Source organism: Pantoea sp. EKM20T (assembly GCF_011800485.1).
Taxonomy (GTDB): Bacteria; Pseudomonadota; Gammaproteobacteria; order Enterobacterales; family Enterobacteriaceae; genus Pantoea; species Pantoea agglomerans.
In genome coordinates this window covers 96036-122278 of the sequence record NZ_JAALFW010000002.1, presented here as the reverse complement: position 1 = coordinate 122278, position 26243 = coordinate 96036, and the positions used below count along the sequence as shown (strand labels likewise).

Annotated in this window: 23 protein-coding genes, 1 tRNA gene and 1 pseudogene; 9 read left to right on the top strand and 16 right to left on the bottom strand. The window is 54.6% G+C overall.

Annotated features, from left to right (window positions below; all coding sequences use genetic code 11):
* Positions 1 to 14: 14 nt before the first annotated feature.
* Complete coding sequence (locus HFD94_RS03665) at positions 15 to 938, bottom strand: sugar ABC transporter substrate-binding protein (protein WP_167432760.1); 924 nt, start codon at positions 936 to 938, stop codon at positions 15 to 17.
* Positions 939 to 1443: 505 nt separating this feature from the next.
* On the opposite strand from HFD94_RS03665, the gene HFD94_RS03660 reads away from it, so the two are divergent.
* Positions 1444 to 1519 (top strand) — tRNA-Asn (locus tag HFD94_RS03660).
* A 90-nt stretch (positions 1520 to 1609) separates the two neighbouring features.
* On the opposite strand, the gene HFD94_RS03655 is transcribed toward HFD94_RS03660, so the two are convergent.
* The 3 genes and pseudogenes from HFD94_RS03655 to HFD94_RS03645 form a co-directional block, all read right to left on the bottom strand.
* Positions 1610 to 1912: a helix-turn-helix domain-containing protein gene (locus tag HFD94_RS03655; protein WP_010247918.1), complete on the bottom strand. Its 303-nt coding sequence runs from the start codon at positions 1910 to 1912 to the stop codon at positions 1610 to 1612.
* Between the two features lie 4 nt (positions 1913 to 1916).
* A pseudogene (locus HFD94_RS03650) lies at positions 1917 to 2271 on the bottom strand (type II toxin-antitoxin system RelE/ParE family toxin).
* Positions 2272 to 2569: 298 nt separating this feature from the next.
* Positions 2570 to 3658: a YncE family protein gene (locus HFD94_RS03645; RefSeq protein ID WP_029519393.1), complete on the bottom strand. Its 1089-nt coding sequence runs from the start codon at positions 3656 to 3658 to the stop codon at positions 2570 to 2572.
* Positions 3659 to 4053: 395 nt separating this feature from the next.
* Here HFD94_RS03645 and fhuE point away from each other — a divergent pair, with 395 nt between their 5' ends.
* Entirely contained in the window at positions 4054 to 6216 is a 2163-nt protein-coding gene (gene fhuE / locus HFD94_RS03640) for a ferric-rhodotorulic acid/ferric-coprogen receptor FhuE (protein ID WP_122888723.1), read from the top strand.
* 77 nt (positions 6217 to 6293) lie between these two features.
* Here fhuE and HFD94_RS03635 read toward each other — a convergent pair whose 3' ends face one another.
* The 4 genes from HFD94_RS03635 to HFD94_RS03620 form a co-directional block, all read right to left on the bottom strand.
* Positions 6294 to 6695: a cell envelope integrity TolA C-terminal domain-containing protein gene (locus tag HFD94_RS03635; protein ID WP_010670921.1), complete on the bottom strand. Its 402-nt coding sequence runs from the start codon at positions 6693 to 6695 to the stop codon at positions 6294 to 6296.
* Between the two features lie 98 nt (positions 6696 to 6793).
* Positions 6794 to 7075 carry a hypothetical protein gene (locus tag HFD94_RS03630; RefSeq protein WP_010247933.1) on the bottom strand — a complete coding sequence of 94 codons (282 nt, stop codon included), beginning with the start codon at positions 7073 to 7075 and terminating at the stop codon, positions 6794 to 6796.
* Positions 7076 to 7260: 185 nt separating this feature from the next.
* On the bottom strand, positions 7261 to 8574 hold the full coding sequence (locus HFD94_RS03625; RefSeq protein WP_033788362.1) for an LLM class flavin-dependent oxidoreductase: 1314 nt from the start codon (positions 8572 to 8574) through the stop codon (positions 7261 to 7263).
* 47 nt (positions 8575 to 8621) lie between these two features.
* On the bottom strand, positions 8622 to 9692 hold the full coding sequence (locus tag HFD94_RS03620) for an iron-containing alcohol dehydrogenase family protein (protein WP_122888722.1): 1071 nt from the start codon (positions 9690 to 9692) through the stop codon (positions 8622 to 8624).
* Positions 9693 to 9944: 252 nt separating this feature from the next.
* Between HFD94_RS03620 and HFD94_RS03615 the strand changes: the two genes are divergently transcribed.
* Together HFD94_RS03615 and HFD94_RS03610 are read left to right on the top strand one after the other, a co-directional pair.
* The gene (locus HFD94_RS03615; protein WP_033758314.1) at positions 9945 to 10490 is read left to right on the top strand and encodes an N-acetyltransferase; all 546 of its coding nucleotides are present in this window, start codon (positions 9945 to 9947) and stop codon (positions 10488 to 10490) included.
* Between the two features lie 79 nt (positions 10491 to 10569).
* A complete protein-coding gene (locus tag HFD94_RS03610) occupies positions 10570 to 11880 on the top strand; it encodes an MmgE/PrpD family protein (RefSeq protein WP_122888721.1) in 1311 nt (436 codons plus the stop codon).
* Between the two features lie 5 nt (positions 11881 to 11885).
* Here HFD94_RS03610 and HFD94_RS03605 read toward each other — a convergent pair whose 3' ends face one another.
* The 4 genes from HFD94_RS03605 to HFD94_RS03590 are packed head-to-tail and all read right to left on the bottom strand — an operon-like array spanning position 11886 to position 16757.
* Positions 11886 to 14171: a molybdopterin-dependent oxidoreductase gene (locus HFD94_RS03605; RefSeq protein WP_167432759.1), complete on the bottom strand. Its 2286-nt coding sequence runs from the start codon at positions 14169 to 14171 to the stop codon at positions 11886 to 11888.
* A 33-nt stretch (positions 14172 to 14204) separates the two neighbouring features.
* Entirely contained in the window at positions 14205 to 14966 is a 762-nt protein-coding gene (locus tag HFD94_RS03600; protein ID WP_010670928.1) for an amino acid ABC transporter ATP-binding protein, read from the bottom strand.
* Complete coding sequence (locus HFD94_RS03595) at positions 14959 to 15882, bottom strand: amino acid ABC transporter permease (RefSeq protein WP_033767719.1); 924 nt, start codon at positions 15880 to 15882, stop codon at positions 14959 to 14961. Before HFD94_RS03595 ends, HFD94_RS03600 begins: the two co-directional genes overlap by 8 nt.
* The gene (locus HFD94_RS03590; RefSeq protein WP_181955342.1) at positions 15879 to 16757 is read right to left on the bottom strand and encodes an ABC transporter substrate-binding protein; all 879 of its coding nucleotides are present in this window, start codon (positions 16755 to 16757) and stop codon (positions 15879 to 15881) included. Before HFD94_RS03590 ends, HFD94_RS03595 begins: the two co-directional genes overlap by 4 nt.
* A gap of 713 nt (positions 16758 to 17470) precedes the next feature.
* On the opposite strand from HFD94_RS03590, the gene HFD94_RS03585 reads away from it, so the two are divergent.
* Positions 17471 to 19393: a methyl-accepting chemotaxis protein gene (locus tag HFD94_RS03585; RefSeq protein WP_122888718.1), complete on the top strand. Its 1923-nt coding sequence runs from the start codon at positions 17471 to 17473 to the stop codon at positions 19391 to 19393.
* A 432-nt stretch (positions 19394 to 19825) separates the two neighbouring features.
* Here the strand turns inward: HFD94_RS03585 and HFD94_RS03580 are convergent, their stop codons facing one another.
* Together HFD94_RS03580 and HFD94_RS03575 are read right to left on the bottom strand one after the other, a co-directional pair.
* Entirely contained in the window at positions 19826 to 20086 is a 261-nt protein-coding gene (locus HFD94_RS03580; protein ID WP_010247965.1) for a hypothetical protein, read from the bottom strand.
* A gap of 116 nt (positions 20087 to 20202) precedes the next feature.
* Positions 20203 to 20505, bottom strand: coding sequence for a hypothetical protein (locus HFD94_RS03575; protein WP_154210388.1), 303 nt, complete (start codon positions 20503 to 20505; stop codon positions 20203 to 20205).
* Between HFD94_RS03575 and HFD94_RS03570 the strand changes: the two genes are divergently transcribed.
* Positions 20495 to 21208 carry an RluA family pseudouridine synthase gene (locus HFD94_RS03570; protein ID WP_122888716.1) on the top strand — a complete coding sequence of 238 codons (714 nt, stop codon included), beginning with the start codon at positions 20495 to 20497 and terminating at the stop codon, positions 21206 to 21208. The two genes, HFD94_RS03575 and HFD94_RS03570, sit on opposite strands and share 11 nt — an antisense overlap.
* Before the next feature lie 16 nt (positions 21209 to 21224).
* Here the strand turns inward: HFD94_RS03570 and HFD94_RS03565 are convergent, their stop codons facing one another.
* Positions 21225 to 21764 carry a DUF2058 domain-containing protein gene (locus HFD94_RS03565; protein WP_010247968.1) on the bottom strand — a complete coding sequence of 180 codons (540 nt, stop codon included), beginning with the start codon at positions 21762 to 21764 and terminating at the stop codon, positions 21225 to 21227.
* A gap of 151 nt (positions 21765 to 21915) precedes the next feature.
* On the opposite strand from HFD94_RS03565, the gene HFD94_RS03560 reads away from it, so the two are divergent.
* The 3 genes from HFD94_RS03560 (at position 21916) to HFD94_RS03550 (ending at position 24857) form a co-directional block, all read left to right on the top strand.
* Complete coding sequence (locus HFD94_RS03560) at positions 21916 to 22548, top strand: TetR family transcriptional regulator (protein ID WP_010247970.1); 633 nt, start codon at positions 21916 to 21918, stop codon at positions 22546 to 22548.
* Between the two features lie 83 nt (positions 22549 to 22631).
* Positions 22632 to 24014, top strand: a complete 1383-nt coding sequence (locus tag HFD94_RS03555) for a D-arabinono-1,4-lactone oxidase (protein WP_061901305.1) — start codon at positions 22632 to 22634, stop codon at positions 24012 to 24014.
* A gap of 12 nt (positions 24015 to 24026) precedes the next feature.
* Complete coding sequence (locus HFD94_RS03550) at positions 24027 to 24857, top strand: glycosyltransferase family 8 protein (protein WP_061901304.1); 831 nt, start codon at positions 24027 to 24029, stop codon at positions 24855 to 24857.
* Positions 24858 to 24947: 90 nt separating this feature from the next.
* On the opposite strand, the gene HFD94_RS03545 is transcribed toward HFD94_RS03550, so the two are convergent.
* Entirely contained in the window at positions 24948 to 26069 is a 1122-nt protein-coding gene (locus HFD94_RS03545) for a Gfo/Idh/MocA family protein (RefSeq protein WP_061901303.1), read from the bottom strand.
* Positions 26070 to 26243 lie beyond the last annotated feature (174 nt).

Below are 26243 nucleotides of genomic sequence, written 5' to 3'. Positions count from 1 at the left end.
TGGGTCGGGAACGACTATTTCAGGTTACGCTTGGTAAACTGTTCCATGTTTTCTTTAGTAATCAACTGGTAGGGGATATTGATGACTTTCTGAACTTTCTCGCCATTCACCAGTTTGATTGCCGTCTGCACCGCACCTTCACCCTGGCCCTGCGCATCCTGGAATACCGTGGCGACCATCTTGCCCTGCTTCAGCATCTGCAGCGCATCGGGTGTGCCATCGACGCCAGCGATCAGGATTTTGTCCGGATTTTTACCCAGTGCCTGCAGCGCACCGATCGCCATTTCATCGTTGTTAGAAGCGATGGCATTGATCTCATCACCGGCAGTCATCCAGTTACTGACTACGTCTACCGCATCGTTACGGGTAAATTTGGCGGTCTGTTTCTGAACAATTTTGATGCCAGGGAATTTAGCCGCAACCTCTTCCACCCCTTTGGTACGGTCACGGGTCGCTTCATTCGCCAGGTCACCCATCAGGATGGCAACATTGCCTTTGCCGTTCATCGCTTTAGCCAGCGCTTCCATCTGTAAGCGTCCGGCCAGTTCCGAATCGGACCCGACATAGGCCATTTTGCCGGTCAGCTCAGCCTGTGGACGGCGGTTGACAAAGATCAGCGGGATACCCGCTTTGCTCGCCTGGTCCATAATCGGTTTCACCGCATTGGTATCGACCGGGTTGACGATCAGGGCATCAACACCCTGACCGATAAAGTTCTGAACCTGCTGCAGCTGCTGTGAAACGTCGCCTTTTGCATCCTCAACCTGCCCTTTAACGCCATCTTTCTGCATCTCTTTCTTCATTGAGGTACGCAGAATGGTGAGGAAGTTGTCATCAAACAGCGCCATGGAGACACCAACTGAGATATCTTTTGCCATAACCGCGGCAGGTAACATGCAGGCTAACAGTGAGGCGACAATCGTTTTTTTAATGTTCATAGGGACCCTTCTTATTTGTTAACTTGCTCAGCGGCTGTGACCGCGAATGAAAAATATCTTTTACATTCACCCAGCCTGTCTGGCGTCTGTTTCGGGAAATTTGAGGTAAGACTTCATGTTCTGACTATTTTTGTGATCGACCACTCCTTTTCACAATCACTTGATCTGCAAACAGTTAACTTCATAATAGCGTTTCACTTTCAGACGATAATGACGACCGTGATGATAAGCAGTTTATTTATTCCATATAATCACGTTTTGAAATTTTTATCATAAAAGCACTGAAACGGTTGTTTTAACATCGGCAAACAACAAAACTTTGACATGCCTCTAACATCTGCGGAGAAATGCCCGCAAAGTGAGATCCTGTTGGCAGTTTGAAAATCCAGCAGAATCGGGTAAAAATCGCCAATCCGCTGCTTTTACGAGCATCTGAACGCAATTCGGTAAACAGGGCTTTGACAAGCGGGATCTGCGCCGCTAATATTCGCCCCGTTCAAGCGATTCCTCTGTAGTTCAGTCGGTAGAACGGCGGACTGTTAATCCGTATGTCACTGGTTCGAGTCCAGTCAGAGGAGCCAGAATTAGAAAAGCCCGCTCAGGGAAACCTGAGCGGGCTTTTTGCATTTATGTTTTCGGTCACGGCGGCATGACATCCCCGCCTGAATGGCTTACACCTCAAACCCGTAGTGCGAGCCGTCCGGCAGTTCCACCACCAGCCGCAGCTTACCCCCTGCCGCATCGATATAGCGCTTGAGCGTAGAGAGCTTCAGGTCGCGGCCCGGCTTCTCCATGCCCGCCACGGTAGGCTGTGTAATGCCCAGCGCCTTTGCCATTTCGACCTGTGTTTTCTGCACTTTCTCGCGCAGCTCGGCAAGGTGAATGTTGAGCAGGATATCCGTCGCCATCGCCTGTGCGTCGGCAACGACTTCCGGTTTTTCATCCGCAATAAGCTGTTCAAGCGTTCTGCCCATCTGGTTACTCCTCATCTTTAAAACTATTCAGCCAGTGTGTAAATTCCCGATCGGCAACCGGAAGCATCTCCTGATAAAAACGCTTTTCATTGCCCACCTTATTTCCGGCACAAAGCACAATCGCCGTTCGGTTTGGGTCAAAAGCAAAGAAAGCCCTTATCGGATCGCCGCGACTCTGAATACGCAGCTCTTTCATGTTGATATAAACAGAGCCTTTTAGCGTATCCGCGTATGGCCTGGACAACCCCGGCCCCTTTTTCGCGCAACACCATTAATGCTGCCAGTACGCAGGCGCGATCGCTCTCATTAAGCAAGGTAAACCAGCGATCAAACCTCTCCGTCGTTTTAATCATCCACACGGGATCTCCTTATTAATATAGGTCAAATACTATATAGGTGTAAAGCGATAATCGAGTGCGATACAGGGGGATTTCAGATGCCTGTGCTTTTAGTGCAAAGTGAGAGAAGCGTTCAGCCGGGTCAGTGATGAATCCACACAACCTTCATCGTTTTGCGAGCTGTACCGGATTGGTTATGGGGTGAGATGATGTGAGGCGTTGTTATCAATAAGAAAGCCCGCTCAGGCTTCCCTGAGCGGGCTTTCACTTTGTTCGCATCGCTTCCCTGCCAATGCAGAGTGACGCTTTTAGCGCGTGATTACGGCAGCGCGATACGGGCAATCTCGTCAGTGCCTTTGGTGGAGGAATCTTTGTTGAATTCCGCCTTAAGCGTGACATAGAGCGTATTGTTGTCCGGGCCAATCAGCAGGCTGTTTGGGTTCTTGTCAAACGACCAGCTGTTTTTCACCGCGTAGGTGGTGGCATCCAGTTGCAGCACTTTCTTCGATTCGCGCTGGCTGATGTAAAGCTCATTGCGTTTAGCATTGAACTTGATGCCCATCGCATCGCCTTCGATGCGCTTGATCACTTTGCCGGTGCGCTCATCAAAGATCAGCGTGGTTTTGCCTTTGGAGTCGTCAGTAACAAACAGGCGACCGGTAGCAGGATCTTCCGCCATGTTCAGGAACAGATACTCTTTGCCATCGCCTGCGGTCCAGCGCTTCTCGATTTTATGGCTGCGTGGATTGATCACCAGAATTTCACCCGAGCCGTTAGCCGCATAAATGCGCTCAGTCAGCGGGGAATAGATGATACCGGTGACCCATTTCCCGGCGTTTTTAATCTCGGTTTTCAGCTTAAAGGTTCGGGTATCTACGACGGAGATATAGCCCGGTTCGGCTACGCGACCGACATAGAGCTCGTTGCCGTGCCACAGGACTTCACGCGCACCCGCCGGATAGCCCTCTTTACTGATCTTGCCCGGGAACACCAGACGCTGCAGCACTTTGCCACTCTGGGCATCCACTTTGGAGATCGCGCCATCCAGTGAGTTGGTGGTGTAGAACACCTGACCGTTTTCATCGATAGCGGTACCGAAGTTTTTCATGTCGGTATGCGTTTCGCCTTTGGTCGTCAGCGTGGCCGGATCGAGACGATAGATCATGCCGCCGTTCACATCCTTAAACGCCTGCGCGCTGGCGACAAACAACGCTTTTGACGCAGGGGAGTAAGCCATTTCGTACAGACCATCACCCAGAGCGCGTTGTGTCACTGCGGTATTAACCGGTTTTGGGGCTTCAGCGGCAGGCGCATCGGCTTTTTTAGCAGGAGCCTGACACGCTGTCAGGCTAAAGGCAGCGGCAACTGCCATGGCAACAGCGGCTTTGCGCGGGCTTAACGATTTCATGCTGAACTCCGTCAGGAAATAAAGAATGAGAATCATACGCATTAACAGCCAGTAATCAAATGGCGACGCTGCTATCCAGACCTGTCCGGTCATTTTACCCGCGTTAAACCGCTTAACTGCCCCGTGAAATTCCACCTGAATGCCCTTTTTCTGCTTTCAAATCTGATAAACACCAGCAACTAAAAGGCTTTAAATTTTCCTATCACATTGAATTATAAATAATTAACATAAGGTTACACTTTCGATTGAATCCTTTGAAGAATATATAAAGCAAATGATTATCATTGGCGTTCTCATGACTGGCTGAGCGTCTTTTTCCAGAAGATGAGTGGATAAAAAATAACAACCAAAGACACAACGGTTTAACTCAATACCAATTTTTAATGGAAAATTTTATGGCTCGTAGTGGCAGGGAATCAGGTTTCAGAAACAGCTTTAGCGTCTCATTACTGACACTGGCGATACACGCCCTCTTCCACCCCGCCCTGGCGGCGGAGGAGACATCGCAGGATATGGTGGTCAGCGCCACGACTGACGAAACCAGTGACAGCGGTAAGCAGAATTACGCGGTGCAGACCACCCGCGCGGGCACCAAATTAATGCTGACACCGCGAGATGTGCCTCAGTCACTCAGCGTGGTGACGCAGCAGCGAATGCAGGATCAGGATCTGCAATCGGTTAATGATGTGCTGACCAACGCCACCGGTATCTCCACCAATCTTATCGACAGTGAACGCTCCGAGTACTATTCACGCGGCTTCAAAGTCAGCAACTTCACTTTCGATGGCATTCCGACCTCGGTTAACGATACATGGAATTACGGCGACGCGGCGTCCGACACGGCAATCTATGACCGTATTGAAATCGTGCGCGGTGCGACCGGCCTGATGACCGGAGCGGGCAGCCCTTCGGCCTCGATCAATATGGTGCGTAAACATGCTGACAGCAAAACCGCGACCGGCACGCTGAGTGCCAGCTATGGCAGCTGGAACAAGCAGCGCTACGTGGCGGATCTCTCTGCCCCGCTTAATAGCGATGGCAGCCTGCGCGGCCGTGTGGTGACCGGTTATACCGATCAGGAGAGCTGGCTGGATCGCTATCAAAAAACCAAAAAATTCATCTACGGCGTGATTGATGCGGACCTTACCGATAAGACGACGCTGTCACTGGGCTACGACTATGAAGATGACAACACCGGCAATCCAACCTGGGGCGGCCTGCCGATGTTTTACAGTAATAACGCCACGACACATTACGACCGCAGCCTGAATTCATCAGCTAACTGGGCGCGTTACAACACTAATTCGCGCAAAGTCTTTGCGGATATCGACCATAACTTCGATAACGGCTGGAATATTCATATTAATGGCACGCACGCCGAGAATACCTTCAGCGATAAGCTGCTCTATGTGATGGGCAATCCCGATCAGGAGAACGGTGAAGGCACTACCGGTTATGGCAGTATGGATCGCGGCAAGCGTAAAATGGATTCAATCGATGGCTTTGCCAGCGGCCCGTTTGAACTACTGGGTCGTCAGCACCTGTTGATGGCCGGAGCAAGCTACAGCCGCCAGCATAATGCCGCTTACAGTCAGGATGGATTCAGCGATGCGGAGGCGGGTGAAATCACTGCCGCCGATATGGGAATTTTCAATAATAGCTGGAGCGGTAACGTTGCGGAGCCGGAGTGGCAGGGCTGGTATCTCAACGATGATGACACTGTTCGTCAGAAATCGGTCTATAGCGCTGCACGTCTGTCGCTGGCCGATCCGCTGTCGCTGATTATTGGCGCTCGCTATACCCAGTGGAGCACCCATGGCAGTAGCGGAGAGATGACTAAAAATAACACCACGCCTTATGCAGGGCTGGTGTATGACATTAATGACACCTGGTCCGCCTATGGCAGCTACACCGCCATTTTCCTGCCGCAGACTTATCGCGATACTCACGGCAGTTACCTCTCACCGGTGACAGGTAAAAGTTACGAGACCGGTCTGAAATCCGCCTGGAACGATGGCCTGCTGACCGCCAGCGTGGCGATTTTCCGCATCGAGCAGGATAACGTTGGACAGGCGATTGATGGCGTTTATCTGAGCGGCAATGAGCAGGCCTATGACGCCGCCAAAGGTGCAGTGAGTAAAGGTGCCGAGTTCGAGCTGAATGGCGCACTGACCGATAATCTGCAGCTGACCTTTGGCGCAACCCGCTATGTGGCACGCGATAAAAGTGGCCGGTTCAACAGCTATCAGCCGCAAACCTCATTCAAGCTTTTCACCCGTTATCAGCTGGACGCAATCCCCGAGCTCACCGTTGGTGGCGGAATTAACTGGCAGAACCGGGTGTTTAAAGATGTGACCAATGCCAGCGGCGACAGCGTACGGGTATATCAGGGCAGCTACCCGCTGGCCTCGTTGTTTGCCCGCTATCAGGTGAATAAGCAGGTTGCCGTACAGGCCAACGTCGATAATCTCTTCGACCGTGAATATTACAGCTATATGAACAGCTACGTTTACGGTGAGCCACGTAACGTGAATGTCAGCGTGTCTTATCAGTTCTGATAATGGTGGTGCTGGGAGGCCAGACAGCCCGCGATTGCGGGCTGTCTGGTGGGCTGATTTAACGGGCATGATGCGTGTCAGGGCTGTCCTTCCATATTCCAGCGCGCTGATCCCATCACATCGAAAACATGCTGGTCGGTGAAAGCCGGAAATCTGGCGCGTTTTGCCGCCACTTTGAGCGCGTTGCAATAATCTTTATCGCCCCCTTTGATAATAAAATTATCCAGGGTGCCATCAATTTTGAAATCCAGATGGGCATTACAGCGTTTCCCCTTCCAGGCGTGCGGCTCTGATAGTGCAGCATCCAGCGCTTTTTTAATGCCAGATGCCTGCTGACCATAGATATCGTTGTCCCCGACTTTTCCTGAACGTTTATAGTTGCAGGTTTCGAGTGCGCTTTTTTTAATGCATTCGTGTGGAGTGAGAGGCGCACAACCGGCTAACAGGGCACAGCAGAAAATGGGAATGATCTTTTTCATGGATAAGTCCTTTTAGGTGAAAAGGGAACGGCGTCCTGCTCCCTGGTTATTCTGATATCAGGCTAAGCTAAACCCCTGCAAAGTGAATCAACACAGGGTTATTTTCCCGTTTTTTTTCGCCAGAAGAGAGAGAAAGCAATCGCTGTTAATACGCCAATCAGGGGCATCGTGGCCGCGCCCGCCAGAAAGTTGTGCTGGTCGATGCGTTTGTCCCTGCGGATATCCGCGAAGCGTGCGAGTGCCTGTTTTTCATCTGAGGCACGAACTTCCTCGAACTGTTTTTTATAACCCTGCTCTGTCAGATCGAAAGCTCGTGTTACGTCCGATCTTTCAAGTGCAACAGTGTATTTGCCTTTGGTATAGAACCTGTATTCTGACATTCAGCGATCTCACATCCCAGAGGATAGATTTGCACTATATCGGGTATGAATGGGTTTGCAGAACGCTTTTGGAAAATAGTGCGGCACAATACAGGCTCCAGCCTCCCTGCTGAGTTAACCGCATATCCTTTTCCAGCAAACTGCATGCAGTATTGCGGTAATATTTCCCGTGATGACCGTGGCTGTTAACTCTCTTCGGTTATCACTTTAAGCCCCAGATTCTCCCGCAGCGTGGCAAACTCATACTCATCGCGAAACAGTCCGCGACGGCGCAGTTCCGGGATCACCAGCTCCACAAACAGATCCAGTTGTTCAGGCATAATGGCTGGCATAATGTTAAAGCCGTCAGCCCCGCCCTGCTCCAGCCACTGCTGGAAGTCGTCGGCGATATCTTCAGCGGTACCGACAATCACGCGGTGTCCGCGTGAACCGGCGGCGACGGCGGCCAGCTCACGCAGCGTCAGATTCTCGCGCTTTGCCATATCGGTCATCAGCTTAACGCGGCTCTGATTACCTTCGCCCAGCGGAACCTCCGGTACCGGGCCATCCAGTGGATATTGGCTGAGATCCATACTGAACCGCAGTGAAAGCTGACGAAGCCCGTTCTCGATATCCACCAGCGTATTCAGCTTTTTCCACAGCGCCTTCGCCTCCTCACGCGTGCGGCCAATAATCGGCATGACACCGGGCATGATCACGACATGATCCGGGTTACGCCCGGCGGCAATGACCTGCTCCTTTTGAGTGCGATAGAACGCTTGCGCTTCCTCCAGACTGGCGGAGGCGGTAAAGATCACTTCCGCTGTCTCAGCCGCCAGCTTCTGACCATCAGCAGAAGAACCTGCTTCGATAATCACCGGACGTCCCTGTGGCGAACGCGTGATGTTCAGGGGGCCTTGTACCTGAAAATGCTCGCCCTGATGGTTGATCGGTTTGATCTTCTCATCAACAAAATAGTCCCCGGTCGCTTTGTCGGGCTGTACTGCCCCCGCTTCCCAACCCCGCCACAATTTGTCTGCCACCTCAAGGAACTCCCGCGCACGGGCATAGCGGGAAGCGTGGTCGGGCATATCGCTGCGGCTGAAGTTACGTGCAACGTCAGTGGAAAACGAGGTCACGACGTTCCACGCGGCCCGGCCACGGCTGATGTGATCCAGTGACGAGAAACTGCGCGCCAGCGTAAAGGGATCGCTGAAGGTGGTAGAGGCGGTTGCGGCCAGGCCAATACGTCTGGTGTGGACCGCCAGCGCCGCCAGCATCGTCAGCGGTTCAAGGCGTGCCATGGTCGACGGCAGACGATACATGCTGGTTGCCAGTGCATCACCCACAAAGAACAGGTCGAACTTACCCGCTTCGGCTTTTTTAGCCAGCGTGATCAGCCAGTCGATGTCAGTGGGATCGCCCAGCTGTTCCGTCAGACGCCAGCCGCTCACGTGCTGACCCACCGGTTGAACAAACAGGCCGAGCCGCAGGCGACGTGATGGAGTGAAATGATTCATGAACGATTCCTGGTCTGTAAGGTGAAAAGGCGCGCCGCAGCGCGCGCTTAAAAAAGGGTGTCCGTCGCCAGCAGCGCCTGTTCCAGCGCGCGGGCGGAGACGCTAAACGGCAGCCGTTCTGCGCAGGCCTGGGGGAATTTAATCTGCTGCGCGATGTTGCGCAGCGCGCTATGGCGATCGCCGCGTAACACCGGCAGCTTCAGCGGCATATCGTAGTGACGCAGCAGCGCAAGGAGTTCCGCATCCGCGACGCCGTCATGTTCCATCAGCGACTGCACCAGCAGGCTGAAGCCGACTTTCTCACCGTGCAGCCAGTGATGCAGCTCCGGCAGGTGCGTCAGTCGATTGTGAATGGCGTGCGCAAAGCCCGGCGTCGGCAGCAGGTCGCGCACACTGTTCGCCAGCCCGGCGAGCACGATAGTGGCATCAATGACTCTGACCAGTTCAGGCGTGACCCGCTGCTGCTGGCAGGCCAGGATCGCGGCGTCTCCCTGCTGCCGGAAAGTGTCAAGCGCCTGCCGCGCGGTCATCACCTTAAGATCCAAAGCCAGATCATCAGGGTTGTGCTGCTGGTAAGGCCGGAATTCATAATATTTGGCCAGCGCATCCACAATACCCGCTTTCAGGTAGCGCACGTCGCTCCGGGCGATCACTTCACTGTCTACCAGCACCAGCTCCGGCATTTTCCCCAGCGGCTGGCTGCGCAGATGGCCGCCTTGCTCGTTATAGATGATGGCAATCGGTGACCAGGCCGCGCAGGTTGCCGCCTGGGTCGCAAAGTTAACCAGCGTGACCGTCGGCAACTGGCTGGCAGCGGCTTTAGCCGCATCCAGCACGCGTCCACCCCCAATCGCCAGCAGCAGTTCTGCGCCCTGCTGTTCGGTATGGTGTTTTAAGCTGGCGATGGCCTGTTCTGTACATTCGCCCTCTAAATAGTCGAGCTGCCAGCGGATGCCATTCTCTTCAAGACTCTGGCTTAATTCCGGATTAACCGCCTGCCACGCCTGAGGAGAGGTAAAAATACGAATATGGGTGGCATAGGGTTTAATAAACTGACCGGCGCGGATGCGCAGGCCCGCCTCATGCGCATAGGCTCGCGGAGATGTAATGGCTAACACAGCAGCATCCTGATTATATAAAATAGAAAAAGACTTTTATTACAGTGAGTTAATAGCGTTTCATGGAATTTAATTTCTTTTCTGAATACTACGACAAATAACAATTTAAGCAATCAAAAACCGGCCATTTCATATTCACAAATCCGCATTAGGTTAGTTATTTTTCACACATAGCGACCCGGCTTTTACTGTTAATCTCTCATTCTGGCTGAATGAATTAACTGCCTGCCTGGCAGTTTTCCGGGAAATATTATGCAACTCGATTTTCGTCAGGTCAGAGAAGATGAGGTAGATGTTTATCTGGCGCTGATGCATGCCGCCTATGCACCCGTCAAAGCGCTGGGCATTAAATTTGATGCCGCCACGGCTGACCGCGCTACAGCATTACGCCATCTGCAGAATCATGGCGTGTATGCGCTCTACATGCGTGACCAGATGGTTTCATCAGTGACCGTTCGCTATCCCTGGGGGCCGCTGCCCGGCCCGTTTGGGCTGCCGCATATCGGCTGGTTTGGCGCGCATCCCGACTATCCCGGCCACCATTTTGGTCGCCAGGTTCAGGATCGGTTAGAGCAGGAAATCCTGATCGATCAGTTGCATGCCCCTGCGGTCTCGCTGGGCACCGCCACCCATCACCCCTGGCTGAAAGAGATGTATCTGAAACGTGGCTTCCAGCCGATGCATACCCGCGATCTCGGTAAAGGTCACATCACCCTCTATATGAAAAAAGTACTGGACCCGGCGGCACATGATGCCTGGCTGAGCCGCCAGACAGCAGCAGAAGGAAACCCGCTATGAGCAGCGATAATCCCGCATCACTGGGCGAACAGCCGATCGCGTTTCGCCACGAACTACACCATTTTCCGGAGCGACCGCAATGAACCTGAGCGCAATGCTGGCTGAACATATCCTTTATAGTCAGCCGGATGAGTCAGCGCACCAGCACGCGCGTGAAGGTGTGCGGGACTTCCTGGCGGTGAGCTGGCCGGTGTTACAGGGCAAGGTGCCAGATAGCGGCTTACCGGCACTGCGCACAATCTACCGCGACGGCAGCGTGCGCTCGCAGGCGCTGCTGCTGGGCTATGCCGGACATGCGCTGGACTACGATGATTTTCATGCCGATTTTCGCGGTCATCCCAGTGTAGTGATCCTGCCCGCCCTGCTCGCCTGGCAGCAATATCAGCCAAAGCGCCTGAACCGTTTTCTGGATGCTTACGTCACGGGTGTGGAAATGGCAGGTCGCCTGGGACTGGCTATCAGCCAGCAACATTACGCGCTGGGCTATCACAACACGGCAACGCTGGGCACCCTGGCAGCGGCGGCGGCACTGGCGCGTTTGCTGGCGCTGGAGAGTGATGCAACCGCGACCCTGCTGGGGATCGCTGCCACCCAGGCCAGCGGGCTACGCGCACAGTTTGGTTCGGCGGTGAAACCACTGCACGCTGGTTTTGCCGCAGAACGTGCGGTGTCAGCGGCTCTGCTGACACTGGCCGGAATAGATGGCCGTCAGGGGGGTGTGATTGAGGCTTTTCTGGCAGCCAGCAGTTCGGGTCAGGCGCAGCCGGAGAAATTGCTGGAAAACTGGGGCCGCCCCTGGCGGATTAGCGCGCCCGGACTGGAGTTCAAACCTTTCCCAACCTGCGCGGGTACCCACAGCGCAGCGGAAGCGGCACAAATGCTGCGCCAGCAGTGGCTGGCAGCCGGCAAACCTCTTGATGCGCTGCTGAGCCAGATTGTCGATATCACCGTCGCCTTCCCGCCAGGCGGTGACATCGCCGCTTCCATATCCGTTCCGACGCACGGCATTGAAGCGCGTTTCAGCCTGGAATATGTGATTGCTGCGATGCTGATCTACGGCGATCTGCGTTTGCAGGATTTCGCCGAAGGCGATCTCAATCATCAGATTATGCCACTGGCCGCCCGCGTCCGTCGTACTCCCGATAACAGCGCGCCGCCCGATGCGATTAATCCCGCCCTGCGCTTCCATGACGTCACGCTGACGCTGAGTGATAGCACAAAGCTGCATCAGCGCCGCACGCGCCAGCAGTCACTGGCAGAGAGTGTGGATGTAAACAGGAAACTGCAGCTGGCGCTGAAAGCGTCGTCGCCCGATCTGCTGGCAGCCAGTGAGCTGCGTTCAACGGCAGATTTGCAGGCGCTGGGCCGCGCAGTGCTGAGCGCCCTGTAACCGACTCATAACGGGGGAATAAAGGCCTGCACCGGCGTGACTTCCCCGGCAAATTTACGCACCTGTACCACCGTAATCTGCCCGCTACATCCCTGCGCCAGAGATGACGTCCCGATATCCAGCGTCAGCACATTGGGATTACCGTGACGACAAAGCGGACGGGCGGCAGTGGCGTCGACCGGATCGTACCAGGCACCGGTTGGCAGCTGTACCACGCCAGGCATAACCGTGTCGGTGAGACGTGCGCTGGCGAGCACATGGCCCCGATCGTTATAAAGCTCAATGATGTCGCCATCCGCGATAGCCCGGGCTGCGGCATCCTCGCTGTTGAGGCTACAGACTTCGCGCCCGCCACGCTTGCCACTCTGACTGAAATCACCAAAATCGAGCTGACTGTGCAGGCGCGTCGCGGGCTGATTGGCAATCAGCCAGAATGGGTAGTCGGCGCTGGGTTTTTGCTGCGGTTCACGCCATACCGGATGGCCGGGACAGTTCTCATAACCAAAGCTGGCGATAGTGGCGGAGAAGATCTCAATTTTGCCGCCTGCTGTGGGCAGCGGTGCAGCATCAGGGTCAGCGCGAAACGCATTGATCATCCGTCCACCATCCTTCACCTGCGGCAACGCCAGGATGCCCTGCTGCCAGAACTGATTAAAATCCGGTGTCTGCACCTGATGCGCCGCCAGTTTTTCCTGTAGCTGATGGTAAAGATGCTGCAACCAGCCTCGCGCATCGCGCCCTTCGCTAAACGCTTCTTCCCGGCCAAGTTGCCTGGCCAGCTCACGGAAAATCGTGTAATCGTCCCTGGCTTCGGCGTAAGGCTGTGCCACTGGCTGCATGGCGATTAAATGGCGATCGGTCGGCGCACCGCCGATATCCTCACGCTCCAGGGTCATGGTGGCGGGCAGGACGATATCAGCATGACGCGCACTGGCGGTCCAGACGCTCTCATGCACGATGAACGTATCCAGCTGGCAGAACGCCTGACGCAGCCGGGCCAGATCCTGATGGTGGTGAAACGGATTGCCACCCGCCCAGTAAGCCAGCCGGATATGAGGATAAGTAAGCTGACGGCCATTGTAGTCAAACCTGGTGCCGGGATTGAGCAGCATATCGGCAATACGGGCTACCGGAATAAAGCGGTCGATGCCATTTTTGCCCTGCGGCAGGGACAGAAAGCTGACCAGATTGTGATGTTTGCCATAATGGCCCAGCGCACCCAGTGCATAGGTATAGCCGCCGCCGGGCAGCCCGGGCTGTCCGAGTGCCGCCGCCAGCACCAGGCCAAGCCACACCGGTTGTTCGCCATGCTCGGCGCGTTGTAAGGCATGGGCGACCGTAACCAGTACGCGCTTGCCGTGCAGCTGTCGGGCGAACTGCCTGATCAGGTCGCTGCTGACGCCACAGATCGCGGCCGCCCACGGCGCGTCACGCACCACGCCATCCTCTTCACCCCGGATGTAGGCCACCATCTGAGGCCAGCCGACACAGTAGCGCGCCAGAAATGCCTCATCGGTTAACCCTTCGGTGATTAATACCGCCAGCAGGCCGAGTATAAACGCCGCATCCGTTCCGGGTCGCAGCGCCAGCCACTCACCCTGTGCTTCCTCTGGCAAATCGCTTTTCAGTGGGCTTACCGAGATAAAACGGGTGCCGCGCTGTGCTGCACGCTGCATAAAACCGCGCTCGGTATGCTCACTCAGGCCGCCGCTGGCCACCTGGGCATTTTTCAGCGCCAGCCCGCCAAACGCCAGCACCACCTCGCTGTGACCGGCAATCTCTTCCCAGCTCACGCCACGCCGGGCGACTTCATTCATGTCGCCCACAATATGCGGCAGCAAAACCGATGCCGCGCCGGAGCTGTAGCTGTTAACTGAGCGAACATAGCCGCCCAGCGTGGTGTTCAGGAAACGGTGCACCTGACTTTGGGCGTGATGGAAACGGCCTGCGCTTGACCATCCGTAAGATCCGCCAAAAATCCCCGCCGGGCCGTAAGCCTCACCGACCCGATTAAGCTCCAGTGCAACCCGATGACTGGCTTCCTCCCAGCTAACCGCGACATATTCATCTGCCCCACGACGCCGATCCGGGCCAGGCCCGTTTTCCAGCCAGCCACGCCGTATCATCGGCCGTGCGACGCGTGCCGGGTGATTAAGTGCATGACGGAAGTTTTGCAACAGCGGACTGGGGTCGGGATCGCCCCCGAACGGCTCAATAAGCAGTTGATCGCCGCTGCGCTCAGCGTGAAAAGCGCCCCAGTGGGCGCTGTGCATTACCGGTTTTTGCGTCATCCTGCTTCCTGGTTATCACAAAAGAAACGGTGCTCAGAGCACCGTTGCGATAAAGTTTCTGACGCGTCCGTTGTCCGGATCGTCGAGTACCTGCTGCGTCGGGCCAGCCGCCACAATTTTGCCGCTCTCCATAAAGACGATGTTATCGGCGACCTCGCGGGCAAATCCGATTTCATGGGTGACAACCACCATGGTGATACCGGAATGCGCCAGCTGTTTAATGACCTGCAGCACTTCACCCACCAGTTCCGGGTCAAGCGCCGAGGTCGGTTCATCAAACAACATAACGCCAGGATCCATCGCCAGTGCGCGGGCAATCGCAACGCGCTGCTGCTGACCACCGGAAAGGTTTTGCGGCCACTCATCTTCGCGACCAGACAGCCCCACCTGTTTCAGCAGCGCCAGTGCTTTGCTGGTCGCCTGATGGCGGCTCTGCTTTTTCACCCGCATCGGCGCATCCGTGATGTTCTGCAACACGGTACGGTGCGGGAACAGGTTGAATTGCTGAAACACCATGCCGATTTCCGCCCGCTGGCGTGCAATGGCACTGCTGTTGAGTTCGTGCAGCGCCTGGCCTTTTTGTCGGTATCCCACCATCTGGCCGCCGATACGGATGGTGCCACCATCCAGCTTCTCAAGGTGATTAATGCAGCGCAGCAGCGTGGATTTACCGGAGCCGGATGGTCCCAGAATCACCGTGACCGACCCGGCAGGTATATCCAGGTTAACGTCGTCGAGGATGGTTACGCCAGAGAAGCGCTTAGTGACCCTGCGCAGTGCAATTGCTTCAGCCATTGCTCACACTCCTTTGGGTTTTCGGCAGCGAAAAGCGCGGCAACGACGGCCAGAGGCTGCGCTTTTCACGCCGCGTGACACCGCGGCCAAAATAACGCTCCACGTAATACTGGCCCACCGAAAGCACTGAGGTCATCAGCAGATACCACAGGGTGGCCACCAGCAGCAGCGGTATCACTTCATAGGTGCGCTGATAGATAATCTGCGCCGAAAACAGCACATCCTGCAGAGAAATCACTGACACCACTGCCGTGGTTTTCAACTGGCCAATGATCTCGTTACCCGCTGGCGGCATAATGGCGCGCATCGCCTGCGGTAAAACGGTATGACGGAAAATCTGAGCCGGGCGATATCCAAGCGCGCGTGCCGCTTCAATCTGCCCATTACCCACGCTCTGGATACCCGCGCGCACAATTTCTGCGGCATAGGCGGACTGATGCATGACCAGCGCGATCACTGCCGCACTAAACGGGCTGACCAGCGCGTTGGACTGTGCACTCCAGATCTCACCTAAACCGGGAATCGACAGCGCTATTCTGGGATAGAGCGCCGCGATGTTGTACCAGAGAAACAGCTGCACCAGCATCGGTACACCACGGAAAAACCAGGTGTAGGCCCAGCTCACCGCAACCAGAACCGGGTTTGATGAGAGACGCATCAGCGCCAGCACCGTGCCGAAGGCAAAGCCCAGCACCACTGAAATGGCGGTGAGCTGCAGCGTCATTAACACCCCCTGCAGAATGGAGGGCGCAGTGAAGTTGTCTGCGATGATCCCCCACTCAAAGCGCGGATTGTTAATCATCGAATGTGCCATCGCCACCACGCACAACAGCACCACCAGCGCACTCAGCCAGCGTCCGTAGTAGCGTTTACTGACGATTTTCAGATCGTCAGTGTGGTTCTGAATCTCACTCATTTAAAAATCTCTTCGTTGCGTCGGGCTTCGGTCACAGCACCAAATCCGATTCCCCAGTTATCGAGGATTTTCCGGTAGCTGCCATCTTTGATTAATGAGTTCAGCGCGGCCTGCACGGCAGGTTCAAGCGGAGAGGCTTTTGGGAAAGCGACAGAGACCGGTGCATCGTTAACGGTGATTTCGCCGCTCATGGTCAGCGGTTTGATTACCTTAACCTGCCACAGCAGCCCCTCATAGGGCCCCAGGAACAGCGGTACGCGACCGCTGACCACCGCCTGCACGCCAGCCGGACGATCCGGGAATATCGCTACCTTGATGGGCTGTTTACCTGCGGCCTCACAGTCTTTACTGGCTTCTTCCAGCCGCGTAACCTGGGTGGTACCGGAACCGGCGCCGACCTCTTTGCCGCAAACGTCATTGAGTGATTTAAACGGGGCGATACTGGCGTCTTTTCGGGAAATAATTCCCAGCAGGCTGGCGTTGTAGTAGCCGACAAAGTCGATCTGTTTCAGGCGGGTCGGTGTGGCGTTGATGTTCGAAAGCGCCACATCGTAACGTCCGGTTTTCAGACCGGGAATGATGTTGTCGAAGCCGCCCGTGTCGCGCCACTCTACCGCGATACCCAGACGTTCACCCACCGCATTCATGATGTCGATTTCGCGACCGGCCAGCGTCTTATTATCTTCTTTATAAAAGGTAGTTGGCGGCGTATTCGGGTTTGTTCCTGCCACAATGTAGCCACGCTTGAGGATATCCGCAGGAATCAGCGTTTTCAGCGCCGGATCGGCTTTAACATGTATGCTGCTGTCAGCAGGCACTGAGGGTTCTGCCGCAAAGCTGACGGATGCGTTGAGCACGAGTGTGAAAAGGGTCATTCTTTTTATCAATTTCACCGGAACCTTTCTCCTGATATTTAAAATGTTCCCCCAGAGGGAAAAGCGATCGTGACCTGTTGTCAGCGCTGAAAGAAAGCCAGATAAGCGGCGGGCTCCAGAGCTTTTATCATCCTCGTAACGTTCTGTTGTCATTCTCAGTGAAGACCGGCGGCGATCACAAATGCTAAAACCGGGAATATTTTGCTGGAATATGGCAATGGCGCGCGTTACGAGGCTGTTGAACAGGCGCTGGCATCCTGTGACCGAAGAGATGAGCAGTTTGGTAAGGATTGGCGAGGCGAGAAAACGTCATACTGCGGTTAATTAATTGGCACAGCCAGGCTCTGATGATTAATAAAAATATAATTTCATTGATAAGTATTTATTGAAAAATCATCCCTCTGCGCCTGACCGATTCTTTTATCCGGGACTTATTTGATCAAAATCAATAACTATTTATTCAGGTAATGCAAAGACTGCAGCAGGCACGGGAATCATAATTTTAATCAAAATTATCAATACATTACACGAATCAAATCAAAGATTAGCAGGCAGATAGTTTCCCTTGAGAATAATGAAAGCCTCATTAATCAGATCATGGAGTAAGCATAAATAATATTAAAGCTTTGTCTGACACTGACGATAAGAAGATCATCTTTGAATTATTTAACAGCCTCTTCTCTGCTTCTGATATCTCACTAAAGGTGAACCTTATGGGCCTTGCTCAACGCATCTCCGATATTAAAATTGGGAAAAAACTGGGCGTCGGTTTTATCGTCGTCATTGCTGCCTCCCTCGCCATTACTTTTATCGCTTTCGATTGTTTTCGCAGTATTAAAGACAACTCCGCCCGGCGCACGATTACCGTGGAGATGGTAAACACGTTAAGCAAGGCACGCCTTAACCGCACCCTCTACCAGTACACCAAAGATCCCAAATTTGCCACGCAGAACGTTCAGGCCCTGAAGGAGTTAGATGTCCTTTATAAACGGCTGGATGGATTCAAATGGGATGAGATGGGCCAGCAGAAAGTCGCGCTGATGGGGCAGTTACTTAACGATTATCAGAATCAGCGCCAGACATTCGTGACGGCTGCGCAGGCGACAAGCAGCGCCTTTGATGCCATTAAACCGGGTGCCCTGATTGCGCTTGCGCATCAGTTTGAATCACTCGATATGGCTCTGACACCCGACGCGGCGCTGCCGGTCATGCACCTGGCCGCAGCGCTGTTTGATGCGGCCAATGTTGAAAAAGCGTTTCTCGATAAGCCGTCTGAGGCCAGCAGAGAGGCGATTCTTGAAGAATACACCGCTATCAACACCCTGAGCGAGCAACTGGATATTTTCGCCCAGCCGAATATTAATGACGTAACGCGAAATGTGCTCAGCACTCTGACGCAGCAACGCCAGGCTTTAACGCGCTATGTCGATGCGACAGAGAAAGAAAAGAGCGAATCGGCGGGCCTGACCACCACCGCAGAGCGGCTCAATGCGGTGGTCTCCGATACCTTTGCCTATCAGTCCCAGCTATCCTCTGAATTTATCAAACAGGCGGAGTGGCGCATTGCTTTTGCCGCGCTGATTTGTGTTGTGCTGAGTCTGCTGATTGCCTGGCGGATCACCCGCAACATTACGCTGCCATTGAAAGAGACGCTGAACGCAGCACAACGTATTGCCAGCGGTGATTTAACAACCTCACTGAAAACCACACGTGGTGATGAGTTAGGTCAGCTGATGCAGGCGGTAGATGCAATGAACATCAGCCTGCAGAATATCATCACCAACGTGCGTGATGGCGTCAGCAGCGTGGCGCGTGCCTCGGCGGAAATCGCGGCAGGCAATACCGATCTTTCATCCCGCACAGAACAGCAGTCTGCCGCAGTGGTTCAGACCGCGGCCAGCATGGAAGAGCTCTCTTCAACGGTGAAACAGAATGCGGAGAACGCTCACCATGCGAGTCAGCTGGCGACAGACGCGTCAGTGAATGCCGGACGCGGTGGCGAGATTATCCGTGATGTTATCGAAACCATGAACAACATCAGCCAGAGTTCGGGCAAAATCGGCGAGATCATTCATGTCATCAACAGCATCTCCTTCCAGACCAATATCCTGGCCCTTAACGCCGCCGTCGAAGCGGCACGAGCCGGAGAGCAGGGTCGCGGATTTGCGGTGGTTGCCGGTGAAGTCAGAAATCTGGCCCAGCGCAGTTCACTGGCCGCCAAAGAGATTGAAACGCTGATACGCGAGTCACTTGATCGGGTTCATGATGGTTCTGAATTTGTGGAACGCGCCGGTACCACCATGGATGACATCGTCCGCTCTGTCAGTCAGGTTAAAGATATTATGGGTGAAATTGCTGCCGCATCTGACGAGCAAAACCGCGGCATTTCTCAGATCGCCACGGCAATGGCCGAGATGGATACCACGACGCAACAGAACGCCGCGCTGGTTGAAGAGTCCTCCGCCGCAGCCAGCTCACTTGAATCTCAGGCAGATGAACTGGAAAAAACAGTGGCCGTATTCCGTCTCTCTCCCGGGCAGAGCAGTAGCAGCCGGGGCGCACCTGCCCTGTCACCGCGTTTAGTACCCGCTGCGCCCGTTAATGCATCCGCAGACTCGAGCTGGGAAAGCTTTTAACGGTTAGCGAAGCGTTAATTCTGTCTGACGGTAAATAGAGCCAGCCTTAATTGATTGAGGCTGGCTGAAATAACAGCCCTCTTCAGACAAATAAGTGGTCTGATTAATCAGAAGATAATAAGCCGCAGCGGTTAACGCTGTAATGACATGGTCAGGCGGGCATCCGGAAACTGAGGGAAGGTCATATTATCGGCCACGACAGCTGAAACAAGCTGGCCCGAGCCTGATGATTCCGGTTTATATCCCGGCTGGCTTTGAAATGAGGGTAGATAAGAATCGCGATCGGTCTGTACAGAAAGCGATGGAGAGAGAGTTGTCGTCCCTGACAGCTTCTCCGGCCGGTATACGCTTTCGCGCAACCGATGAGGTGGTCCGCTTCGTCGTTTTCCGGCCGGAGCCGGACTACGTCCATTGGCATCAGTTCCGTTACTGCTAGTTCAGCTCTTCGTTCAGGCTTGCAAGCGTCTGCAGGTACGGCACCTGCTGTTGAGCAATCGCCGGTGACTCAAAACTACTCAGCCAGCTTCTGGCTTCGGCGATTTTCGTCAGCCGATCCGCGTTGCTTTCAGATTTCGCCATATAACCCAGTTGGGTAAAGAGTGTTGCGATACTGATTTCTTTTTCACCCAGGGCAAGGCTTAGTGCCGCTTCGCCAATAATGACGTGGCCTTTCTCGTCGTTTTGAAATAACACAGAAAATCCTCCATTAGATACGAATTGATGACAACCTCACCAGAGACTGTAGTCGTAAAAGAGAGAACTGCCCGAATTTATCACTAAAAATCGCGCAACTTGCTGAACAAATGTTCTTAATGTTTTTTTTCCGGATTGTTCTGTTTGTCTCTGCCGCCCTTCCTGTCAGACTTGCTTTTAAATTCACGATGGGATGTCACCATGAAACTTTCCATTCTCCTTACGCTGCTGGCTGCGACGGTCTGCTCCGTTTTTGCTGCCCATGGCAAATTTGAAACGCAGCAGGCTGGCCAGTCACTCTTCACGCAAAGCGGGGAAACGATCAGCGAAGAATAATGGCTGCGCGCGGCATCGTCAGTGACCGGCCAATCGGTTATGATCCGTTGCCATTTACCTGCCGGTTGCCCGATGTCTGCCATTATCGATACGTTTATCGCCCCGCCCTGCTTTGATGAGATAACCCTCCTCTTTCAGGACGACCATCTGCTGGTGATCAATAAACCCAGCGGCTTGCTGAGCCTGTCAGGCAAAAATCCGCAAAACCTCGATTCGGTGCATCATCGGCTGGTGAAGCTTTTTCCTGGCTGCACGCTGGTTCATCGGCTCGATTTTGGCACCTCCGGGCTGATGGTCGTCGCACGCAGCAAAACGATTAACGCGGCACTCTGCCAGCAATTCAGCCAGCGCAGCGTGCGTAAAACTTATCAGGCGCTGCTGTGCGGGCACCTTGCCGATGACGAAGGCGTCATTGATGCCGCGATAGCGAAAGATCCGGCGCAGTTTCCCCGGATGGTGATTTGCCCGATCCAGGGGAAACCTGCGCGCTCACGCTACCGGGTCATGGAACGCGGTTATTATCAGGAAAGTTATTTTCAGGAAAAAAAGGGAAAGGGATTGCCGGTCACGCGGGTTGAACTGATGCCGGAAACCGGGCGCACCCATCAGCTGCGCATTCACTGTCAGCAGCTGCGGCACCCGATTCTGGGCTGTGATCTCTACGGCGGGCTTTTGCTGCCTGGCGCGGATCAGGCAGAGAGACTGATGCTGCACGCCAGCGGATTGACGTTTGTTCATCCTGTCAGCGGCAGCACGCTGCAACTCTCTGCCGACAGCCCGTTCTGAATGCGTCAGCGCGCTGTTACCACATCAAATCATCGGGCACTTTGAAATCAGCATAAGGATCATCTTCGTCCTGTGCTTCTTCGCTTAATGCACTGTTTAATACGATGGCACTGGCATCACGCTGCGCAATTTTATCCGCTACGCTGGCCGGGATGATAGCGTACTGGCTCTCGCCATTATTGTCAGCCGCCAGGCGGGCAATGGCGAGACGCCCATTGATCAGCTGAGTCTGCGTCAGTTTATCCACCATAATCTTTTTGATCAGGTTATTGTCGGTGAAATTGAAGCTGATGTTGCCTCTTGCCACGTCAATTTTGTTCATTTCGATCAGCTGTTTGACCTGCGCTTTGTACTCTTTAGACAGCACAGCCAGCTTCTGCTGCTCGTTCAGCTGCTTATCCCGCTCAAGCTGCGCTTTTTTGTTATCTTCCACCGCCGCTCTGGCTTCGCGTGCCTGAACCCTGGATTTCTTCGCTGTCCGCTGAACCTTGTCCATTTTTTTGCTGGATACTAATCCCGCTTTCAGCATCTGCTCTTGCAAGGTGAGTTTTGTCATTGTCGTCTCTGAACCTGTGAAATAATGTCCGGGATTATACCTGTAATCATCCGGGCTGTACCAGGTTGCCGAACCTGCCACGCCCGCGATTGCGGGCAGCCTCTCAACACTGTGCTAACATTCCCCGGTCAAAATCACCTTATTGAGCACCATGTCAGAGCTAACAAAACGTAAAAATGACCCTGAAGGGCTGAAAAAACGCATTATCGCAGGCGCACTGAAAACCTTCGCGGAGTTTGGTATGCAGGGTGCCAGGCTGGAGCAGATTGCTGAGCATGCGCAAACCACTAAACGCATGGTGGTCTATCACTTTGGCAGTAAAGAGCAGCTTTATATCCACGTGCTGGAGCAGGTTTATCAGCAGATACGTCAGCACGAAACCGGCCTGAACCTGGCGGCGATGGAGCCGGAACTGGCCATGACCCGCCTGGTGGAAGCCAGTTTTGATTACCATGTCGAGCATCCCGATTTTATCCGGCTGGTCTGCAGTGAGAACCTGTTGCGCGGGCGCTACATCACCCAGTCGCCGCAGATTAAAGCCCTTAATCGCAGCGCGCTGGATCTGCTGGATGACATTCTGGCACGCGGTCAGCAACAGGGCGTGTTCACTGCCGATGTGCAGACCATCGATGTCCATCGCCTGATCAGCAGTATCTGCGTTCATCACGTCTCAAACCGCTACACCTTCAACGCCCTTTTCAGCCCGGACAACAGCGAAGCAGAGAGTATCCGCCGCAATCGTCAGCTGGCTGTAACCGCAACGTTACGCTATATCCGCAAATAATTGCCCGCAGGCCGGGCTGCGCTTAGCCATAGTCTACGCTTACTGATACTTGTCACTAAAATGCAATAATAAGGAATGCTGTTGTGAGCAGAGATGCACGCCTCTATCCGCTTCGTCAGACCCATGTTGAACCCGATGATGATGCGCTGTGGAACTGGGCGCAGAACGCGCAAATCGGCAGCCGTCACCAGGTTCAGCGTCCCGCCAGTGAAGCGGAATTACAGAGACTTATCCGGGAGTCACACGGCCAGATTCGGGTGATCGGCAGCAAGCTGTCGCCTGGTCGTATGCTGCATGTCAGTGATGACGATGTGCTGCTCGATCTCAGCGCCCTGAGCGGCCAGCTTGCCAGTGATGAACAGAGCGTGACCTTTGGTGGCGCGACCCCGCTTGAGCAGGTCTATCGCAGCCTGACCGAAATGAACCGCATGCTGGCTTCATCGCCAGGCGTGATTGCGATTCAGACACTGGCGGGCGCGATGGCGACCGGAACGCACGGCCAGGGATTGCAGCAGAGTTCGATTGCCGACGAAGCGCTGGCAATCAGAATGGTGCTGGCCGATGGCAGCGTGCGCGAATTTGTTCGTGGCGACGCTGACTTCCCGGCAGCGCAGGTCTCACTGGGCGCACTAGGCATTGTTACCGCGGTAACCCTGCGTACCCAGCCGTTTAGCATCTTCACCTGCCACAAATATGCCGTCTCTGCCGATACCCTTGAAGAGGATCTGCTGCGCTGGAACAACGACTATCCGCTGAGCAAAGCCTGGTGGTTTGTCGATGACAACCTGATGCACGTCTGGAACGCCCATGAGGCGAGTGATGAAGAGCGTCAGCGCTACGAAGCGCAGGGTCGTCAGGTGGTGGAACATGAGGGCGACGTTGACGAAAGCCTCAACGACACTATCGACCAGACGCTGGCACATATGCACCGCGATACGCAGATTGAGGGCAAAGGGGGAAAACAGTTTCGCACCGTCACCCGTTTTCGTGATTTCACCGATGTTACCGGTGACATTTACCAGCTCTTCTGCCGCGGCATTGCGGTGCCGCAGATCAATGTGGAAATCGGCGTGCCGCTGGCAAAAACCCCGGCCATCATTCGCCGCATTAAGCAGTGGTATGCCGAGAACCGTCCGCATATGCACTACCCGATTATCCTGCGCTGCACCGGTGCATCATCGGCCTGGCTCAGTCCGGCCGCTGACCAGCCAACCTGCTTTTTCGGCTTCGTGGTCTATTACGCCGACGATGGTTCGCTGTCACAGGAAGGCCTGCACTTCCTGACTGAAGTGGAAAAACTGCTGGCCGAAGAGGGCGGACGCCCGCACTGGGGCAAATATTACGATGAAGAACGCTACAACTGGCGTGAGATCTATCCGCAGTGGGACGCCTTCCGCGCCCTGCGCAGCCAGCTCGACCCACAGGGCCGACTGGGTAACGACTACATCACGCCACTTTTTGACTGATTGAGGAAAGTTATGTTTGCCTGGGTAACGCTGTTAACACAACCCGATTATCTGGTGGGCGTGAAAGCGCTGCACCGTTCGCTGCAACAGAGCCAGAGCCAGTGGCCGCTGGTGGTGATGACCACGCCGGCGATTTCAGCGTCTGACTGTCAGATTTTGCAGGATGAGGGCTGTGTGATTAAACCGGTCGACCCCCTCTATCCGCGCGACGATCTGGATCAGCACTACGCATCGGCGCAGTTCGGCGAAGTCTGGACCAAGCTGCGCGCCTGGCAGCTAACCGATTATGAGCGCGTCGTGTTTCTGGATGCCGATATGCTGGTCCTTCAAAACATGGATGAGCTTTTTACCCTGGATCTGGGCGATAACCCGCTCGCCGCCTGTCACGCCTGCCGCTGTAATCCCAACCAGATTGCCTCTTATCCGGCAGAGTGGCAGCCTGAGCAGTGCCACTATACCTGGCAGGCGCGCGGTGAAAAGGCGCCAGAGAGTGTGGATCTTTACCTGAACGGCGGTTTTCTGGTGCTGAAGCCCGATAATGCGATGTTCGACGCACTGGAAAAGCGTATTGCCGCCATTGATGATCTCAGTAACTATCCCTTCTCCGAGCAGGATCTGCTGAACGAAGTGTTTGCCGATCGCTGGAAGCCGCTCTCTTACATCTACAATGCCTTGAAAACGCTGCCGTTTCAGCACAGCGGTCTCTGGCACGATGATGAGGTGAAGAACCTGCACTATATTCTGGCAAAACCGTGGAAACGCGATCTCAGCCAGCCCGAGAGTCAGCGCGATCGCTTTTATGCGCTGGATAAATTGTGGTGGGAAAAAAGCGGTCTGATCTGATCGGCTATGGGCGGGAAGCCAACGTTTCCCGCCCTGCCCGCCAGTGTTAATCAACACATCGGCAATACCCTCTATCCCTCTGATTCTGCCCTATACCTCAATCCAGCGGCGTTGCACTGCTGAGTCAGCAATCGCTTCCAGTACCTTCTGAACCTGCAATCCCTCTGCAAAATCGGGCCACATGCGGTCGCCCGCTGCGATGCCGTTGATCAGGTCGCGAATCTCCACCGTTTTCTGATCGTTAAAGCCGATGCCGTGTCCGGCAGAAACACAGAAATTTGCGTAGTCAGGGTGTGCTGGTCCGGTCAGGATAGTTTTAAATCCCTGACGCCCGGCCGGTTCATCATGCAGATAGAGTTCCAGCTCCGCCATGCGCTCCTGGGTGTAGCGCAGTGTGCCTTTGGTGCCGGTGACAACGTAAGTCAGTCCCATCTTTGCGCCACAGGCGATGCGTGAGGTTTCAATGACGCCGTGCGCACCGTTATGGAAGCGTAGCAGCGCGCTGGCCTGATCTTCGTTTTCGACCGGTAACTGCCGCGCAGGCTCTTTCGGGTCAGGCCGTGAGGCGATCACCGTCATCATGTCGCCGCTGACCTCAGCAATGTCACCAACCAGGTAGTGCGCCATATTAACGATATGCGCCGCCAGATCGCCAAGCGCACCGAGACCTGCCAGCGCTTTCTGACAGTGCCAGTCGAGCGGCGTTTCCGGTCTGGCGAGATAATCCTCGTTATGGGTGCCGTAGAAATGCACCACGTCGCCTATCTCACCATTGGCAATGATCTCTTTCGCCAGCTGGCTGGTAGGGTTTTTCATATAGTTGAAGCCTACCAGCGTTTTAACCCCTGCCGCATCGGCTGCCGCCACCATCTCCTGCGCATCCGCCACGCTTAATGACAGCGGCTTTTCTGAATAAACGTGTTTGCCATGGCGTATTGCCTCCAGCGCCATCTCTTTATGCAGGAAGTTGGGGGCGCAGATATCCACGACATCAATCGCCGGGTCGCTGACCAGCGCGCGCCAGTCCCCCGTCGAACGCGCGAAACCAAAGGTCGCCGCCTGACGGGCGGCCAGCTCGGGGTTCACTTCAGCCAGCATCTCCCGCACGATTTCGCCTTTCAGCGCAAATACGGTGGGAGCCTGCGCATAAGCAATCGCGTGGCAGCGTCCGATATAGCCGCTGCCAATCATGCCGATTCTGACTTTGTTCATTTCAACTCCAGAGATTCAGTTCAGGGTTGAAATGGAATCTACGTTTCGTTTTTATTGCTGACAAAGCCAGAATCCACACTTTGTGACGCCCGTAAAAAACTATCCGGTTAAATCACGCGCCTGGCCGCCTGACAAGGGCTATACAGCGCCATAACACCTCATAAACACCTCAGT

Excerpts from the sequence above, each read along its gene's own strand:
- HFD94_RS03665 (WP_167432760.1), bottom strand. The coding sequence starts at position 938 with ATGAACATTAAAAAAACGATTGTCGCCTCACTGTTAGCCTGCATGTTA.
- HFD94_RS03655 (WP_010247918.1), bottom strand. The coding sequence starts at position 1,912 with ATGGGCAGAACGCTTGAACAGCTTATTGCGGATGAAAAACCGGAAGTC.
- HFD94_RS03645 (WP_029519393.1), bottom strand. The coding sequence starts at position 3,658 with ATGAAATCGTTAAGCCCGCGCAAAGCCGCTGTTGCCATGGCAGTTGCC.
- fhuE (WP_122888723.1), top strand. The coding sequence starts at position 4,054 with ATGGCTCGTAGTGGCAGGGAATCAGGTTTCAGAAACAGCTTTAGCGTC.
- HFD94_RS03635 (WP_010670921.1), bottom strand. The coding sequence starts at position 6,695 with ATGAAAAAGATCATTCCCATTTTCTGCTGTGCCCTGTTAGCCGGTTGT.
- HFD94_RS03630 (WP_010247933.1), bottom strand. The coding sequence starts at position 7,075 with ATGTCAGAATACAGGTTCTATACCAAAGGCAAATACACTGTTGCACTT.
- HFD94_RS03625 (WP_033788362.1), bottom strand. The coding sequence starts at position 8,574 with ATGAATCATTTCACTCCATCACGTCGCCTGCGGCTCGGCCTGTTTGTT.
- HFD94_RS03615 (WP_033758314.1), top strand. The coding sequence starts at position 9,945 with ATGCAACTCGATTTTCGTCAGGTCAGAGAAGATGAGGTAGATGTTTAT.
- HFD94_RS03610 (WP_122888721.1), top strand. The coding sequence starts at position 10,570 with ATGAACCTGAGCGCAATGCTGGCTGAACATATCCTTTATAGTCAGCCG.
- HFD94_RS03605 (WP_167432759.1), bottom strand. The coding sequence starts at position 14,171 with ATGACGCAAAAACCGGTAATGCACAGCGCCCACTGGGGCGCTTTTCAC.
- HFD94_RS03600 (WP_010670928.1), bottom strand. The coding sequence starts at position 14,966 with ATGGCTGAAGCAATTGCACTGCGCAGGGTCACTAAGCGCTTCTCTGGC.
- HFD94_RS03595 (WP_033767719.1), bottom strand. The coding sequence starts at position 15,882 with ATGAGTGAGATTCAGAACCACACTGACGATCTGAAAATCGTCAGTAAA.
- HFD94_RS03590 (WP_181955342.1), bottom strand. The coding sequence starts at position 16,757 with ATGACCCTTTTCACACTCGTGCTCAACGCATCCGTCAGCTTTGCGGCA.
- HFD94_RS03585 (WP_122888718.1), top strand. The coding sequence starts at position 17,471 with ATGGGCCTTGCTCAACGCATCTCCGATATTAAAATTGGGAAAAAACTG.
- HFD94_RS03570 (WP_122888716.1), top strand. The coding sequence starts at position 20,495 with ATGTCTGCCATTATCGATACGTTTATCGCCCCGCCCTGCTTTGATGAG.
- HFD94_RS03575 (WP_154210388.1), bottom strand. The coding sequence starts at position 20,505 with ATGGCAGACATCGGGCAACCGGCAGGTAAATGGCAACGGATCATAACC.
- HFD94_RS03565 (WP_010247968.1), bottom strand. The coding sequence starts at position 21,764 with ATGACAAAACTCACCTTGCAAGAGCAGATGCTGAAAGCGGGATTAGTA.
- HFD94_RS03560 (WP_010247970.1), top strand. The coding sequence starts at position 21,916 with ATGTCAGAGCTAACAAAACGTAAAAATGACCCTGAAGGGCTGAAAAAA.
- HFD94_RS03550 (WP_061901304.1), top strand. The coding sequence starts at position 24,027 with ATGTTTGCCTGGGTAACGCTGTTAACACAACCCGATTATCTGGTGGGC.
- HFD94_RS03545 (WP_061901303.1), bottom strand. The coding sequence starts at position 26,069 with ATGAACAAAGTCAGAATCGGCATGATTGGCAGCGGCTATATCGGACGC.